This window comes from Geodermatophilus sp. SYSU D00691, from assembly GCF_054050275.1.
Genome location: NZ_JBJGYZ010000007.1, coordinates 80,517 through 94,578, shown reverse-complemented (window position 1 = coordinate 94,578; position 14,062 = coordinate 80,517). Strand labels below are relative to the sequence as shown.

The 14,062-nt window shown below is 74.8% G+C and carries 13 protein-coding genes; 9 read left to right on the top strand and 4 right to left on the bottom strand.

Features of this window, described 5'->3' with window-relative positions; all coding sequences use genetic code 11:
- Positions 1-37: 37 nt before the first annotated feature.
- The 4 genes from ACI797_RS07280 to ACI797_RS07265 all read right to left on the bottom strand — a co-directional run bounded on the left by ACI797_RS07280 (position 38) and on the right by ACI797_RS07265 (position 4,277).
- Positions 38-391, bottom strand: coding sequence for a phage holin family protein (locus tag ACI797_RS07280; protein ID WP_456857934.1), 354 nt, complete (start codon positions 389-391; stop codon positions 38-40).
- Positions 392-478: 87 nt separating this feature from the next.
- Complete coding sequence (locus ACI797_RS07275) at positions 479-1,498, bottom strand: LacI family DNA-binding transcriptional regulator (protein ID WP_456857933.1); 1,020 nt, start codon at positions 1,496-1,498, stop codon at positions 479-481.
- Between the two features lie 68 nt (positions 1,499-1,566).
- The gene (locus ACI797_RS07270; protein WP_456858024.1) at positions 1,567-2,691 is read right to left on the bottom strand and encodes an MFS transporter; all 1,125 of its coding nucleotides are present in this window, start codon (positions 2,689-2,691) and stop codon (positions 1,567-1,569) included.
- 29 nt (positions 2,692-2,720) lie between these two features.
- Positions 2,721-4,277: a phytoene desaturase family protein gene (locus ACI797_RS07265; RefSeq protein WP_456857932.1), complete on the bottom strand. Its 1,557-nt coding sequence runs from the start codon at positions 4,275-4,277 to the stop codon at positions 2,721-2,723.
- Between the two features lie 261 nt (positions 4,278-4,538).
- Between ACI797_RS07265 and ACI797_RS07260 the strand changes: the two genes are divergently transcribed.
- The 9 genes from ACI797_RS07260 to ACI797_RS07220 all read left to right on the top strand — a co-directional run bounded on the left by ACI797_RS07260 (position 4,539) and on the right by ACI797_RS07220 (position 14,059).
- Positions 4,539-5,777 (top strand): amino acid ABC transporter substrate-binding protein, encoded by a 1,239-nt coding sequence (locus tag ACI797_RS07260; protein ID WP_456857931.1) that lies wholly within the window; start codon positions 4,539-4,541, stop codon positions 5,775-5,777.
- Between the two features lie 67 nt (positions 5,778-5,844).
- Positions 5,845-6,729, top strand: coding sequence for a branched-chain amino acid ABC transporter permease (locus tag ACI797_RS07255; RefSeq protein WP_456857930.1), 885 nt, complete (start codon positions 5,845-5,847; stop codon positions 6,727-6,729).
- Positions 6,726-8,561: a branched-chain amino acid ABC transporter ATP-binding protein/permease gene (locus ACI797_RS07250; protein WP_456857929.1), complete on the top strand. Its 1,836-nt coding sequence runs from the start codon at positions 6,726-6,728 to the stop codon at positions 8,559-8,561. Before ACI797_RS07255 ends, ACI797_RS07250 begins: the two co-directional genes overlap by 4 nt.
- Entirely contained in the window at positions 8,561-9,412 is an 852-nt protein-coding gene (locus ACI797_RS07245; RefSeq protein WP_456857928.1) for an ABC transporter ATP-binding protein, read from the top strand. The genes ACI797_RS07250 and ACI797_RS07245 overlap by 1 nt, the downstream gene beginning before the upstream one ends.
- Positions 9,413-9,508: 96 nt before the next feature.
- Positions 9,509-10,006 (top strand): DUF2243 domain-containing protein, encoded by a 498-nt coding sequence (locus ACI797_RS07240; protein WP_456857927.1) that lies wholly within the window; start codon positions 9,509-9,511, stop codon positions 10,004-10,006.
- A 65-nt stretch (positions 10,007-10,071) separates the two neighbouring features.
- Positions 10,072-10,269, top strand: a complete 198-nt coding sequence (locus ACI797_RS07235; protein WP_456542598.1) for a DUF1918 domain-containing protein — start codon at positions 10,072-10,074, stop codon at positions 10,267-10,269.
- Between the two features lie 15 nt (positions 10,270-10,284).
- Complete coding sequence (locus ACI797_RS07230; RefSeq protein WP_456857925.1) at positions 10,285-12,360, top strand: elongation factor G-like protein EF-G2; 2,076 nt, start codon at positions 10,285-10,287, stop codon at positions 12,358-12,360.
- 128 nt (positions 12,361-12,488) lie between these two features.
- Positions 12,489-13,145 (top strand): CDP-alcohol phosphatidyltransferase family protein, encoded by a 657-nt coding sequence (locus ACI797_RS07225; protein ID WP_456857924.1) that lies wholly within the window; start codon positions 12,489-12,491, stop codon positions 13,143-13,145.
- The gene (locus ACI797_RS07220; RefSeq protein WP_456857923.1) at positions 13,142-14,059 is read left to right on the top strand and encodes a DUF881 domain-containing protein; all 918 of its coding nucleotides are present in this window, start codon (positions 13,142-13,144) and stop codon (positions 14,057-14,059) included. The genes ACI797_RS07225 and ACI797_RS07220 overlap by 4 nt, the downstream gene beginning before the upstream one ends.
- Positions 14,060-14,062 lie beyond the last annotated feature (3 nt).

Sequence of the window (14,062 nt, the reverse complement as noted above, 5' to 3'; positions counted from 1 at the left end):
ATGCGCAGCGGACGCCGGACCTCCACCTGAGGCGTCGTCAGGCGCTGCCGGCCGGCCCGGACGGCGCCGGGGACCACGCCGCGCGCAGCCGCCGGCGGCCGGCTGCCGCCAGCGCCGTGGCGGCGGCGCCGAGCGCTGCCGCCACGACCCCCGGTGCGGCCGCCGGGCGCCGCTCCAGGAGCCGGATCAGCAGCGCCGTCGCGCTCCCGGCCGACATCGAGCCGAGGACGGCGGCGCCGGCGAGCATGCGTGTGCCCGTGCGGCCCTCCCGCGCCTTGCCCAGGTAGCCGTCCAGCGCACGCCCGACCTCCTCGCGCACGAGGTCACCGAGCTCGGCGCGCAGGGGCCGCAGCAGGTCGTCGGTCGGGATGCCGGGGATGCGGGAGGTCATGGCGCGTCCTCCTCGGAGACGTCGGCCCCCCGCGTGCGCCATGGTCCGCGCGGGGGCAGCGCCTGGCAACGGGCGGTCAGCCCGCCGTCAGCGGGCGGGCGCGGCGGTGGAGGCGCGCTCGACCAGGGAGACCGGCAGCAGCACCGAGCGCGCCGGGCGGTCGGGCTCGTCGAGCGACTCGAGCAGCATCCGCGCGGCCTCGACGCCGATCGCGTGGTGCGGGACGGCGATGGTGGTCAGCGGCGGCTGCAGCTTGTCGAGGAACGGCATGTCGTTGAAGCCGACGACGCTGACGTCGCCGGGGCAGGAGAGGCCCCGCTCGCGGAACACGTCGTAGCAGCCGAGGGCGATGAGGTCGTTGCCGGCGACGACGGCGGTGAAGTCGGTGCCGGCGTCGAGGACCTCACGCAGCCCGCGGGCGCCCTCGGCCTCCGACCAGTAGCCGCCGGCGACGGTCAGCGCCGGGTCGTCGTCCAGGCCGTGGTCGCGGACCGCGGCCCGGAAGGCCTTGGCCCGCACCACGCCGGTCGACGTCGTCTGCGGGCCGGCCAGGTGCAGGATGCGGCGGTGCCCCAGCCGGGCCAGGTGCTCGACGGCGAGGGAGACGCCGGCCGCGTCGTCCGGGGTGACGCACGGGATGTCGAGGTGCTCGGCGCGCCGGTTCACCAGCACCACCCGCACGCCCTGCGCGTGCAGCTGCTCCAGCAGCGGGTGGTCCAGCCGCGCGGTGGCGATGATCATGCCCTCGACCTGGCGCGAGCGCAGCGAGTCGACCAGCGCCTGCTCCCGGGCGGCGTCGTTGTCGGTGTTGACGATCAGCGCGCTGTAGCCCGCCGGGCCGAGGACGTCCTCGATGCCGCGGACGATCGGCGGGAAGAGCGGGTTGGTCAGGTCGGGCAGGACCAGGCCGATCGTCCGCGACTTCGCCGTCTTCAGGCTGCGGGCGATCGGGTTGGGGGAGTAGCTCAGCGACTGGGCGGCCTTGAGCACCCGGCGCGCGGTCTCGGCGTTCACCAGCGCCCGGGTCTCCGGGTTCAGCGCCCGGGAGGCGGTGGCGGGGTGGACGCCCGCCGCGGCCGCGACATCCCGCAGGGTCGGCGCTGGCACGGCGCCGATCCTAGGGCCGGGGGAGGCCCCGGGCCGGGAGGACCGCCCCCGCGGGGCACCCGTCAGGGTCATGCCGGCCTCCTCCACCGGGCGCGCCCCCAGACCGCCAGCACCCCCAGCGGCACGGCCGCGGCGGCGGCCAGGGCGAAGATCGCCCGGTACCGGCCGGCGTCGGCCAGGCCCGCGACGGCCACCGCCGCCAGCGCGCTGCCGACGAAGAGGCTGCCCGCGAACAGCGACACCACCGCGGCCCGCGCCGCGGGCAGCACCTCGGTCGCCCAGGTCTGCAGCGACGAGTGCATCGCCGCCCAGGCCAGCCCGAGCAGCAGCGTCACCAGGACGGCGACCACCGCCGCCCGCGACAGCGCCAGCACGACGCAGGCGGCCAAGGCCGACGCCGCGCCGAGCGCGATCAGCCGCGCCGGCTGCTGGCGGCGGGACAGCCGGGCCACCGCCGACGCCCCGGCGAACACCGCCACCCCGTAGACCGCCGTCACCCCGCCGGCCAGCGCCGCCGACGCCCCGCCCGCCTCCACCGCGGCCGGCAGGAGCGTCAGCACGCCGAGCAGCACCGCGCCCTCGAGGAACGCCAGGCCGAGCACGAACACCGCCGGGCGGGAGCGGAGCACCTGGCCCAGCGGCGCCAGCGGCCCCGCCGCCGGGCGCTCGCGCGCCGGCTCGGCCAGCACCCGCAGGCCCGCGGCGAGCGCCACCGCGGAGACGCCCGTGACGACGAACGCCGCGCGCCACGAGGCGAGCGAGGCCAGCAGCCCCGCGCCCACCGACGCCAGCCCGGTGCCGAGCGCCACCCCGACCATCAGCCGGGCGATGTCGCGCTGCCGCAGGTGCGGCGGCACCGTGTCGCCCAGGTAGATCAGGCTGGCCGGGTAGGCCGCGCCGAAGAACGCCCCGCCCAGCCCGCGGGCCAGCCCCAGCACCAGCGGCGTCCAGGCGAAGGCGGCGGCGACCGACGCCACCCCGGCGCAGAGCAGGGTCAGCCGCATGGTGCGCACCCGGCCGAGCGAGTCCGACGCCAGCCCCCAGACCGGCTGGGAGAGGCCGTAGGCGAGGAAGTAGGCGCCCGCGGCCTGCACCACCGAGGACAGCGGCGCGTCCAGGTCGGCGGCGATCGCCAGCAGCACCGGCGGCATGGCGAACCGGTCCAGCGTGCTGACGAAGGCGGTGAGCTGCAGCAGGCGGATGGGGGAGGGGCGGCCCGCTCTCAGCTGGGCCCCATCACGTGCGCCGGGTCCAGACCCAGGTCGGTGAGGACGGCGCGCGCGGCGTTGCGGCCCGGTCGCCCCGACACCGACCCGCCGGGGTGCGTGGTCGCCCCGGTCAGGTAGAGCCCCGGCAGCCCGGTGCGGTAGGTCGGCCAGCCGGGGACGACGCCGCCGTCGGGCAGCTCGAACTCCCCGCCGTGGCACGAGCCGCCCAGGTTGTGCACGTTGTGCGCGGCGACGTCGACCGGCGACTCGGCGCGCAGCGCCAGCACGTCGTCGGGGCCCAGACCGTCGGCGCGCTCGGCCACCAGCGCCACCAGCGCGGCCGCGTGGGCGTCCTTAGTGTCGGCCCAGCTCCGCCCGTCGCGCCGCGCGTACGGCGCGACCGTGAGGATCTTGAACGTGCCGCCGTCGCCGGCGACGCGGCTGCGGTCGACGACGCTCTGGTTGACCACCAGCAGCCACGGGTCGCTCGCGTCGGCCTCGCCGCGGGCGAAGGCGTCCAGCTGGCGCACCACGCCGTCGGCGGAGCCGAGGCCGGCGGCGACGCCGGGCACCGGGCCGGCGGGGGAGCGGAAGGCGAGGTCGCCGCGCAGCGCGGCGTGGACGGCGAACACCGACAGCCCCGGCCGCCAGGTCTTGCGGGCCTCCAGCAGGTCGTCGGGCACCTGCGCGCCGACGAGCATGTCGGCCAGCCGGGCCAGGTGCGCGCTGGACACCACGGCCCGGCGGGCGGCCACCCGCGTGCCGTCGGCCAGCCGCACCCCGGTCACCCGGTCGCCGGCGGCCTCGACCTGCGCCACCGGCGCCGAGCACACCACCCGCCCCCCGTGCGCCTCGATCTGGCGGACCAGCGCACCCGGCAGCGCGCCGGAGCCGCCGACCGGCGTCGACCAGCCGAAGGCCAGCCGCCCGGCGGTCAGCGACGACGGCAGGAAACCGGTGCCCGGCCGCCGCGGGTCCTGGATGGTCGCCATGGCCAGCCACAGCACGAACGAGCGGACGACGGGGTGCGCGAACCGCTCGTGGACGACGTCCCACGCGCTGCGCCGGCGCAGCGCCCGGTAGGCGTCGGCGGCGGGACCGTCGCCGAGGTCGAGGCCGGAGCTCCACCGGCCGTGGACGGCGGCCAGCCCGCCGGTCCACTCGCCGATCAGCTGCCGGAAGGCGCGCGCGTCGGCGGCCGACCACCGGGCCAGCTCCTCGGCCGTCGCCTCGAGGTCGCGGTGCATGACCAGCAGGTCGCCGTCGGGCTGGGGGAGGACCACCGCGGGGTCGGTGGCCAGGTACCGCAGGCCGTGACGGGCCTGCAGGCCGAGCTCGTCGTCGCGGATCAGCGGGTTGGACTGGATGAGCACGTGCGCGCTGGAGCACGAGTCGTGGGCGAAGCCGGGGAGGGTGAGCTCCTCGGTGATCGTGTCCCCGCCGGGCGCGGGCCCGGCCTCGAGCACCACGACCTCGAGCCCGGCCGCGGCCAGGTAGCCGGCCGCCACCAGCCCGTTGTGGCCCGCGCCCACCACGACGACGTCCGCACCCTCCGGCACCCCAGCCGCCATCCCGCCTCCCTCGTCCGGTCGGAACGGTGGCACTCCATGCACTCGATTGCAAGACTCGACCGGTCGTCGCCGGCATCCCGCGCGGCCTCCGCGGCCCGTGTCCGGGAGCCGGGGAGCGATGGCCGGCGGCTCCTGACGCGGGGGGATGAGCGTGTCGGCAACGTTCCCGCCACCGATTCCGCCAGAGTCCTTGACAGGCTGTGGTTGCCGTCACACCATTCGGCGAACCCGCAATCGATTGCGGCTCGGTCAGGAGGAAGCATGTCGCACGTTCGGCTCGGCCGGCGCCTCAGCACGCTGGCGGTCACGGGTCTGCTGGTGGCGGGCGTCGCCGCCTGCGGGGGCGACGACGGCGGTGGCGGCTCGGACGGCGACACGATCACCATCGGCACGTCGCTGCCCCTCACCGGCGAGTTCTCGCAGCCCGGCACCGCCGCCCAGGAGGGCTACCAGGTGTGGGAGCGGCTGGTGAACGAGAACGGCGGCCTGCTCGGCCGTGACGTCGAGCTGATCATCAAGGACGACGCCTCGAACCAGAACACGATCGTCGCCGACTACAACGCGCTGATCAGCCAGGACGAGGTGGACCTGCTGCTCGGCACGTTCTCCTCCCTGCTCAACCTGCCGGCGTCGGCGGTCGCCGAGCGCAACCAGATGCTCTTCGTCGAGCCGGCCGGTGGCTCGCCGGACATGTTCAACCGCGGCTTCGAGTACCTGTTCTTCGCCCAGCAGGCCACCGCCGACAAGCAGGGCCTGGTCTTCGCCGAGTGGATCGCGGGCCTGCCGGAGGACCAGCGGCCGCGGACGGCGGCGTACCCGACCATCGACGACCCGTTCGCGGCGCCGAACGTCGAGGGCATCCGCGAGGTCCTCGAGGCGGCCGGGATCGAGACGGTCTACCAGGAGACCTACGCGATCGACACCCGCAACTTCGACACGATCGTCAACGCGATGAAGAGCGCCAACCCCGACCTCGTCGTCAGCGGCGCGGTGTTCGAGGACGGCGTCGGCCTCATCCGCTCGATGCGCAAGCTCGGCTTCCAGCCCCGGTACCTGTACCAGACCAGCGCCCCCTCGCAGGCCGACCAGTTCGCCGAGGCGGTGGGCGTGGAGAACACCGAGGGGATCATGTACGCGGTCAGCCACACGCCGGAGGCCTCGACCCCCGGCAACGAGGACTTCGTGGCGACCTACGAGGAGATGTTCGGCGGGGCGCCGCCGGAGGACGCCGCCGACGCGTACGCCGCCGGCCAGGTGCTCCAGGCCGCCGTCGAGGCGGTCGGCAGCATCGACGACCAGAAGGCGCTGGCCGACTGGCTGCGCGAGAACCCGGTCGAGACCATCCTCGGCGAGCTGAGCTGGAACGAGGACGGCAGCCCGATCGGCGAGTTCCTCATCGGCCAGTGGCAGAACGGCACCTCGGAGATCATCCTGCCGACCGACGCCGCCACGACCGACGCGATCGTCCAGGGCTGGCTGCCCACGGGCGACGGCGCGTGACCGGTCCGACGAGCCCGCCGGGCGCGCACCCGCGCCCGGCGGGCCCGGGCTCGAGGAGGGGGACGGCATGACCGAGTTCGCGCAGAACCTGCTGCTCGGGCTGCTGCTGGGCGGGGTCTACGCGCTCGTCGCGGGTGGGCTGACCCTGATCTTCGGCGTCATGCGGGTGATCAACCTCGCCCACGGCGCCTTCCTGATCCTGGCGGCCTTCCTCACCTACAGCCTCTGGGACGCCGCCGGCATCGACCCGCTGCTGGCGATCGTGATCACCACGCCGGTGGTGTTCGCCCTGGGCTGGGTCACCTACAAGCTGTTCGTCGCCCGGATCCGCACCGCGCCCATGGTCTCGACCGTGCTGCTGACCTTCGGCCTGGCGCTGGTGCTCGAGGCGGCGATGGGCTCGATCTGGGGCAACAACTCCACGGCGATCCGCCCGAGCTACGCCGACGAGTCCTTCCACGTCTTCGGCCTGTTCCTGCCCAAGACGCAGGTGTTCGGCGGGCTGGTCGCCATCGCCGTCCTCGTGGTGCTCGGCCTGGTGCTGTCGCGCACCTGGCTGGGCCGGGCCATCCGGGCGGCCGCGGTCAACCCGGCCGGCGCCGAGCTGGTCGGCATCCGGGTGGCCTCGGTCGCCGCCCTGGTGTTCGGGCTCGGCATCGCCGCCGCCGGCGCCGGCGGCGCGATCGTCGGCGTCATGTACCCGTTCGTCCCCGGCGCCCACTACCAGTGGATCGCCCGCCTGCTGGCCATCGTCGTCCTGGGCGGGATGGGCAGCCTCAACGGGGCGATCCTCGGCGCGATGCTCTTCGGAGTCGCCGAGACCATGACCGCGGCCTACGTCTCGCCGGCCTGGGCCACCGCGGTGCCCTACCTGATCGTCTTCGCCGTGCTGCTGTTCCGGCCGCAGGGCCTGCTCGGTTCCCGTCTGCGAGAGGATGCGGTGGCGGCATGAGCCCCTCGGCCCGCGACCTGACCAGCCCGCTGTGGATCGGGCGGCTGCTGGTCGCCGTGGCGGCGGTCTTCCTCGTCGTCTTCCCGGTGGCGGTGGACGACGCCTACTACCAGAACATGATCATCCTCTCCCTGGTGTTCGCCATCGGCGCCAGCGGGCTGAACATCATCACCGGGTTCGCCGGCTACGTCTCGCTCGGCCAGGGCGCGTTCGTCGGGCTGGGCGGCTACACGATCGGCGTGCTGGCGACCCGCTTCGAGGGCGTGAACCCGTGGCTGTGGGTGCCGGTCGCCGGGCTGGTCGCCGCGGTCGTCGCCGTCGGCCTGGGCCTGGTGTCGCTGCGCTCCCGCGGCCCGGCGTTCGTGATCATCACCGTGGCGTTCCTGTTCCTCGTGCAGGTGCTCGCCGTCAACTGGGTGAGCGTCACCAACGGGACGGCGGGGCTGACCCTGCCGCTGCCCTCGTGGGACCGCGACGTCCTCAACTGGCCCTTCTACTACGCGCTGCTGGCGATCCTGGCCCTGCAGGTGCTCATGACCTGGTGGATCCGCCGGACCAAGCTGGGCATGGGCCTGATCGCCATCCGCGAGGACGAGACCAAGGCCGCGACCATCGGCATCAACCTGCCGATCGAGAAGATCATCGGGTTCGTCGCCAGCACCGTGTTCGTCGGCATGGCCGGTGCGGTCTACGGCTACTACCTGACCTTCATCGACCCGCGCGGCATGTTCAGCATCCTGATCAGCGTCCAGATCATCCTGTCGCTGCTGATCGGCGGCCGCGGCACGCTGTGGGGCCCGGTGCTCGGCGCGTTCCTCATCGAGCCGCTCAACGAGGTCGCGAACAACGACTTCGGCGGCGGCAACGCCCGGCTGTTCCTCTTCGGCGGGCTGCTCGTCGCCGTCGTCATCCTGCTGCCCAAGGGGGTGCTGCCGGCGGTCGAGTCGCTGCTCGACCGGCGGCGGACGAAGGGCAAGGCCGGCCTGGTCGGCGCGCGGATCGGCACCGGCGGCAGCCTCGAGTCGCTTAAGGAGCGGCTGCAGCCCGACACCACCACCCCGGCCGGCCGGCCGCTGCTGGAGGTCTCCGGCCTGCGCAAGAGCTTCGGCGGCCTGCGCGCGGTCGACGGCTGCTCGTTCACCGTGCCGGCCGGGTCGATCACCGGGCTGATCGGCCCGAACGGCTCGGGCAAGACGACGGTGTTCAACCTGATCGACAACACCATCGCCGCCGACGCCGGGGAGATCACCTTCGCGGGGAAGCGGATCGAGCGGCTGCCCTCGTGGGACCGGGCGCACCTCGGCCTCGGGCGCACGTTCCAGATCACCCGCCTGTTCGGCGAGATGACCGTGCTGGAGAACGTCGTCGCCGCGCAGCGCTCCTTCTCCCTCGGCCACCTCGGGAAGATCGCCGTCAGCGGCCCGGAGGCCCGGGCCGCGGAGGAGCTGCTGGAGTTCGTCGGCATGCGCGCCTTCCGCGACCAGAAGGCGCGGGCGCTGTCCTACGGCCAGCAGAAGCTGGTGGAGCTCGCCCAGATCCTCATGCTCGACCCGAAGCTGATCCTGCTCGACGAGCCCGCCGGCGGCATCAACCCGGTGCTGATCGAGCGGATGGCCGAGATGATCCGCGAGCTCAACTCCTACGGGAAGACGTTCCTCATCGTCGAGCACAACATGCCCTTCGTGCTGGGGCTGTGCGACCCGGTCCACGTCCTGTCCCGCGGGGCGACGATGGCGTCGGGCTCGCCGCAGCAGATCCAGGCCGACCCCGCCGTCATCGACGCCTACCTCGGCGACGACTTCCAGCTCGAGCCGGAAAGGGTGAGCTCCTGATGCTCAAGCTCCGCGGGGTGGTCGCCGGCTACGGCGGCGGCGACGTGCTGCAGGGCGTCGACATCGACGTCGAGCGCGGCGCGGTCGCCTGCATCGTCGGGCCCAACGGGGCGGGCAAGTCCACCGTGCTGCGCACGGTCAGCGGCCTGCTCAACCCCCGGCTCGGCGAGATCACGCTCGACGGGACGCCGATCCACCGGTCCACCCCGGCCGACATCCTCAAGGCCGGCGTCTCGCAGGTGCCGCAGGCCAACGCGCTCTTCCCGAACCTGACCGTGCGGGAGAACGTGCTGCTCGGCGGCTACATGATCCGCCGCGACCGGGGGCTGGTCCGCCGTCGGTACGACTCGGTGGCCGAGCTGTTCCCGATCGTCGCCGAGCGGGCGGCGGACAAGGCGGGCAACCTCTCCGGCGGCCAGCGCCGCATGGTCGAGTTCGCCCGCTCGCTGATGCTCGACCCGGTCCTGCTGCTGCTCGACGAGCCCTCGCTCGGCCTGGACCCCAAGGCCCTGCAGACGGTCTACCGGTCGGTGATGCTCATGCGGGAGAGCGGCAAGACGATCCTGGTGGTCGAGCAGAACGTGCGCTTCGGCATGCGCATGGCCACCGACGGCATCGTCATGGAGAGCGGCCGCGTGGTGACCCAGCGGACCGCGGAGGCGGTGCTCGCCGACCCCGACCTCGCGCAGATGTACTTCGGCGGCAGCACCGGCCACGCCCCGCCGCCGCCCGCGGCGGAGGCGGTGCCGGCCGACTCGGCCACGCCCGGGGCCGAGCCGCCCCCGCCGGGCCCGCAGCCGCCGGCCGCCGGCGGGGGGACGACGCCGCTGGCGGCCACCAGCACCCGCTGAGCCGGTCGCGCCGAGATGCGCACGGGGGGAGGTGTTCCGGGGTCGGGTCACCTCCCCCGTGCGCATCTCGGCGCGCCGGGCGGGTAGGCCCTCCCGGTGGCGAGCGCACCGGACCGCCGGTTCCCCTCCCGCGCGGCCGGGCTGCTCTACGGGCTCGGTCTCGGCGGGTTCGTCGACGGGATCGTGCTGCACCAGGTGCTGCAGTGGCACCACATGGTCAGCGACGTGCCCGGCCGGTCGCCGACGACGCTGGCCGGGCTGGAGCACAACACGGTGGCCGACGGCTTCTTCCACCTGGCCACCTGGGTGCTCGTGCTCGCCGCGTCCCTGGTCACGCTGCACGCCTGGCGGCAGGGCCGGCTCGCGCCGAGCTGGAGCTTCCACGTCGGCCTGGTGCTCGCCGGGTGGGGCGTCTTCAACCTCGTCGAGGGGCTGATCGACCACCAGCTGCTGGGCGTGCACCACGTCCGCGACGACCTCGGCGGCCCGCTGTCGTGGGACCTCGGCTTCCTCGCCTCCGGCGTCCTGCTGGTCGTCGGGGGCTGGGCGCTGCACCGCCGCGGCGTGCGGGCGATGGTGGTCGCAGGGGCTTGATCCGGCCCGGCGCCGAGGGGAGGCTGTGACCCACAACACAGCCCGTCGCGCCAATGGAGGCCGCCGTGGAAGCCAGGGTCGGTGACCGGATCGTCGTCCATTCCACCCACCAGGGGGAGCCGGAGCGCACCGGAGAGGTGCTCGAGGTGCGGGGTGAGTCGGGCGGGCCCCCGTACCTGGTGAAGTGGTCGCCCGACGGGCACACGGGGCTGTTCTACCCGTCCGGCACCGCGGCCGTGGTCCGCGAGACCGCAGCCGGCTGAGCGGGACGGGCAGCCATGGCGAAGGACACCGGGACGGCGCCGGCGCCGCGTCCCGCACAGCAGGTGCGCAACGTGGCGCTGGTGGGCCACGCCGGCGCGGGGAAGACGACGCTCGCCGAGGCGCTGCTGGTCGCCACGGGCGCGCTGCCCCGGGCCGGCCGGGTCGAGGAGGGCACGACCTGCCTCGACAACGAGGAGGTCGAGGTCCGCCAGCAGCGCTCGGTGTCCCTCGGCGTGGCGGCCGTGGAGCACGCCGGGCACAAGCTGAACCTCCTGGACACCCCCGGCTCGCCCGACTTCGTCGGCGAGCTGCGGGCGGGGCTGCGCGCCGCCGACGCGGCCCTGTTCGTGGTGTCCGCCGTCAACGGTGTCGACGCCGCGACCGTCCAGCTGTGGGAGGAGTGCGCCGCCGTCGGCATGCCGCGCGCGGTGGTCATCACCCAGCTGGACCGGCCGCGGGCCGACGTCGACGAGGCCGTCCGCATGTGCCAGCTGATGCTGGGGGAGGGCGTCTTCCCCCTGCACCTGGTCGAGCGCGGCGCCGACGGCTCGCCCACCGGGCTGGTCTCGCTGCTGGAGCCGCACGTCGAGGTCAGCGACGCCGACCGGCTCCGCGGCGAGCTCATCGAGGGGATCATCGGCGAGTCCGAGGACGAGTCCCTCATGGACCGCTACCTCGGCGGCGAGGAACTGGCCGTCGCCGACCTGATCGCCGACCTGGAGACCGCGGTCGCGCGCGGGCACTTCCACCCGATCCTGGCCGTCGCCCCGCTGACCGGCGTCGGCGTGGCGGAGCTGCTGGACCTGCTCGTCTCGGCGTTCCCCTGCCCCATGGAGCACGGCTGCCCGCCGGTCACCCGGCCCGACGGCGGCCCGGCCCCGTCGCTGTCGTGCGACCCCGACGGCCCGCTGGTGGCCGAGGTCGTCAAGACGACGACCGACCCCTACGTCGGCCGGGTGTCGCTGGTCCGCGTCTTCTCGGGCACCCTGCGGCCGGACACGCCGGTGCACGTCTCCGGCCACGGCATGGCCGACCGCGGGCACCCCGACCACGACGTCGACGAGCGGATCGGCGCGCTCTCCTCACCGCTGGGCGCGACCCTGCGCACGGTCTCCTCCTGCCCGGCCGGCGACGTCTGCGCCGTCGCGCGCCTGACCTCGGCCGAGACCGGCGACACCCTCTCCTCCCCGGAGGACCCCCGGCTGGTGCCGCCGTGGGACCTGCCCGTCCCGCAGGTGCCGGTCGCGGTCGAGGCCGCCTCGCGCGCCGACGAGGACCGGCTGGCCACCGCCCTCGCCCGGCTGGTGGCGGAGGACCCCACCGTGCGGCTCGAGCGCCGCGCCGACACCAACCAGCTGCTGCTGTGGTGCGTCGGGGAGGCGCACGCCGAGGTGCTGCTCGACCGGCTGCGCACGCGGCACGGGGTCGCCGTCAACACGGTGCCGGTCCGGGTGCCCATGGTGGAGACCCTCGCCGGGCCGGCGCGGGTGACCGGCCGGCACGTCAAGCAGTCCGGCGGCCACGGGCAGTACGCGATCGTGGTGCTCGAGGTCGAGCCCGGTCCCCCCGGTTCGGGCATCGTCTTCGAGCAGCGGATCGTCGGCGGCACCGTGCCCAGCCAGTTCCACGGCAGCGTGGAGAAGGGCGTCCGCGCGCAGGCCGAGCGGGGTGTCTCCGGTGACCGGCCGATCGTCGACGTCCACCTGACCCTGGTCGACGGCAAGGCGCACTCGGTCGACTCCTCCGACGCCGCGTTCCAGGCGGCCGGCGCCCTGGCGCTGCGCGAGGCGGTGGCCGCGTCGGGCACGAAGGTGCTCGAGCCGTGGTGCGAGGTGGAGGTGTCGGTGCCCGCGGAGTACGTGGGCGCGGTGATGAGCGACCTCTCCTCGCGGCGGGCCCGGGTCACCGGCAGCGACGCCGACCCCGATCCCGACCGCGACCGGACCGTCGTCCGGGCCGAGGTGCCGGAGGTCGAGCTGCTCACCTACGGCAGCGCGCTGCGCTCGGTCTCCCACGGCACCGGCAGCTTCAGCCGGCGGCCGCTGGGCTACGAGCCGGCCCCGGCGTCGGTGGTGGCCGTCCCGGTGTGAGGGTGGCGCGGTAGCAGGGGCGCTGGAGCGGCCCTCGTGCATTGACCCGCCGCGGGCTCGCGAGTGGTGGGGGGCGCGAGGGTCCTTCGACTAGCCTCGGGCACGGTGTGCACGAGGCTGGAGGAGCAGTGACGACGTCGAACGGGCCGTCGGCCGCTGCCCACGTCCCCCCGGGCACCTCCGCCGTCCCCCTGCCCGACCGCAACCTGCTGGCCGACCGCGTGTGGACGGTGCCCAACGCGCTGTCGGTGCTGCGGCTGCTCGGCGTCCCGCTGTTCCTCTGGCTGCTGCTGGGCCCCGAGGCCGACGGCTGGGCGATCGTCGTGCTGGCCCTGTCCGGCCTCAGCGACTGGGCCGACGGCAAGCTCGCCCGGCTGCTCGACCAGGGCAGCCGGCTGGGCGCGCTGCTCGACCCGGCGGCCGACCGCCTCTACATCGTCGCCGCGCTGGTCGCGCTGACGCTGCGCGGGGTCGTGCCCCTGTGGCTGGTGCTCGTGCTGCTCGGCCGCGAGGTGGTGCTGGCGGTGACGCTGCTGGTGCTGCGCCGCTACGGCTACATGCCGCTGCAGGTGCACTACCTGGGCAAGGCCGCGACGTTCCTCATGCTCTACGCCTTCCCGATCCTGCTGCTGGCCCAGGGCGACGGGCCCGTGGCGCGGGTGGCCGAGCCGGTGGCGTGGGCCTTCACCATCTGGGGCACCGCCTTCTACCTGCTCGCCGGCCTGCTCTACGTGGTGCAGGCGGCCGGCCTGGTGCGCGCGGCGCGTACCGGGGCGGGGCCGTGAGCTCCACCGTGCAACGCGGCGGCGGGCTGCGCTCGATGGGCGCCTCGCTGCTCGACCAGGTGATGGCCGAGACCCTCGACCCCGCCTACGCGCAGGCCGCGGCCCGCAAGGCCGCGGCGGCGGGGGAGGAGCCGCCGGGCACCGGTCCGCGGCGGCGCCGGGGGCAGCTCGTGGTGGCGCTGGTCATGGTGGTCGCCGGGCTGCTCGCCGCGGTCACCTACGACCAGGCCGCCGCCGGGGCGGGTGGCCGCGAGGAGGTCCGCTCGGCGCTGCTGGGCGACATCCGCGACGAGACCGCCACCGCCGACGGGCTCGCCGACCAGCTGGCCGCGCTGCGCACCGAGGTGAACCGGACCCGTGAGCAGGCGCTGCGGACCACCGCCGTGGGCCAGCGCGCGCTCGAGCAGCTCGCCGCCGCCGAGGCAGGCGCGGCGGCGGTGGCGGTGACCGGTCCGGGCCTGCTGGTGACGCTGGCCGACGCCGAGCCCGACGCCGACTCCGACCCGGTCGGCGGGGAGGCCGAGACCGACCCCAACGGCCTCGTGCGCGACGGCGACCTGCAGCTGGTGGTCAACGCGCTGTGGGCCGCCGGGGCGGAGGCGGTCAGCATCAACGGGCAGCGGCTCGGGCCGACGAGCGCGATCCGCTTCGCCGGCGAGGCGGTGCTGGTGGACTTCAACCCGGTGACCAACCCGTACGAGGTGAGCGCGATCGGCGACCCGGACGCGCTGCGCGACGAGTTCCTCGCCAGCCCCGAGGTCGGCGCCCTGGCCGTGATCTCCGAGTCCTACGGGCTGCGTTTCGACTTCGCCAAGGAGAACGAGCTGTCCCTGCCCGCCGCCGCCCCGCCCGAGCTGCGCTCGGCCGTGCCCCTCCCGGACGAGCCGGCACCGGACCAGGCCCCGGGGGGCTGACCC

What these genes read in the sequence shown, in the direction of transcription:
- ACI797_RS07280 (WP_456857934.1), bottom strand. Translation starts at nt 391, where the DNA reads ATGACCTCCCGCATCCCCGGCATCCCGACCGACGACCTGCTGCGGCCC.
- ACI797_RS07265 (WP_456857932.1), bottom strand. Translation starts at nt 4,277, where the DNA reads ATGGCGGCTGGGGTGCCGGAGGGTGCGGACGTCGTCGTGGTGGGCGCG.
- ACI797_RS07260 (WP_456857931.1), top strand. Translation starts at nt 4,539, where the DNA reads ATGTCGCACGTTCGGCTCGGCCGGCGCCTCAGCACGCTGGCGGTCACG.
- ACI797_RS07255 (WP_456857930.1), top strand. Translation starts at nt 5,845, where the DNA reads ATGACCGAGTTCGCGCAGAACCTGCTGCTCGGGCTGCTGCTGGGCGGG.
- ACI797_RS07250 (WP_456857929.1), top strand. Translation starts at nt 6,726, where the DNA reads ATGAGCCCCTCGGCCCGCGACCTGACCAGCCCGCTGTGGATCGGGCGG.
- ACI797_RS07245 (WP_456857928.1), top strand. Translation starts at nt 8,561, where the DNA reads ATGCTCAAGCTCCGCGGGGTGGTCGCCGGCTACGGCGGCGGCGACGTG.
- ACI797_RS07230 (WP_456857925.1), top strand. Translation starts at nt 10,285, where the DNA reads ATGGCGAAGGACACCGGGACGGCGCCGGCGCCGCGTCCCGCACAGCAG.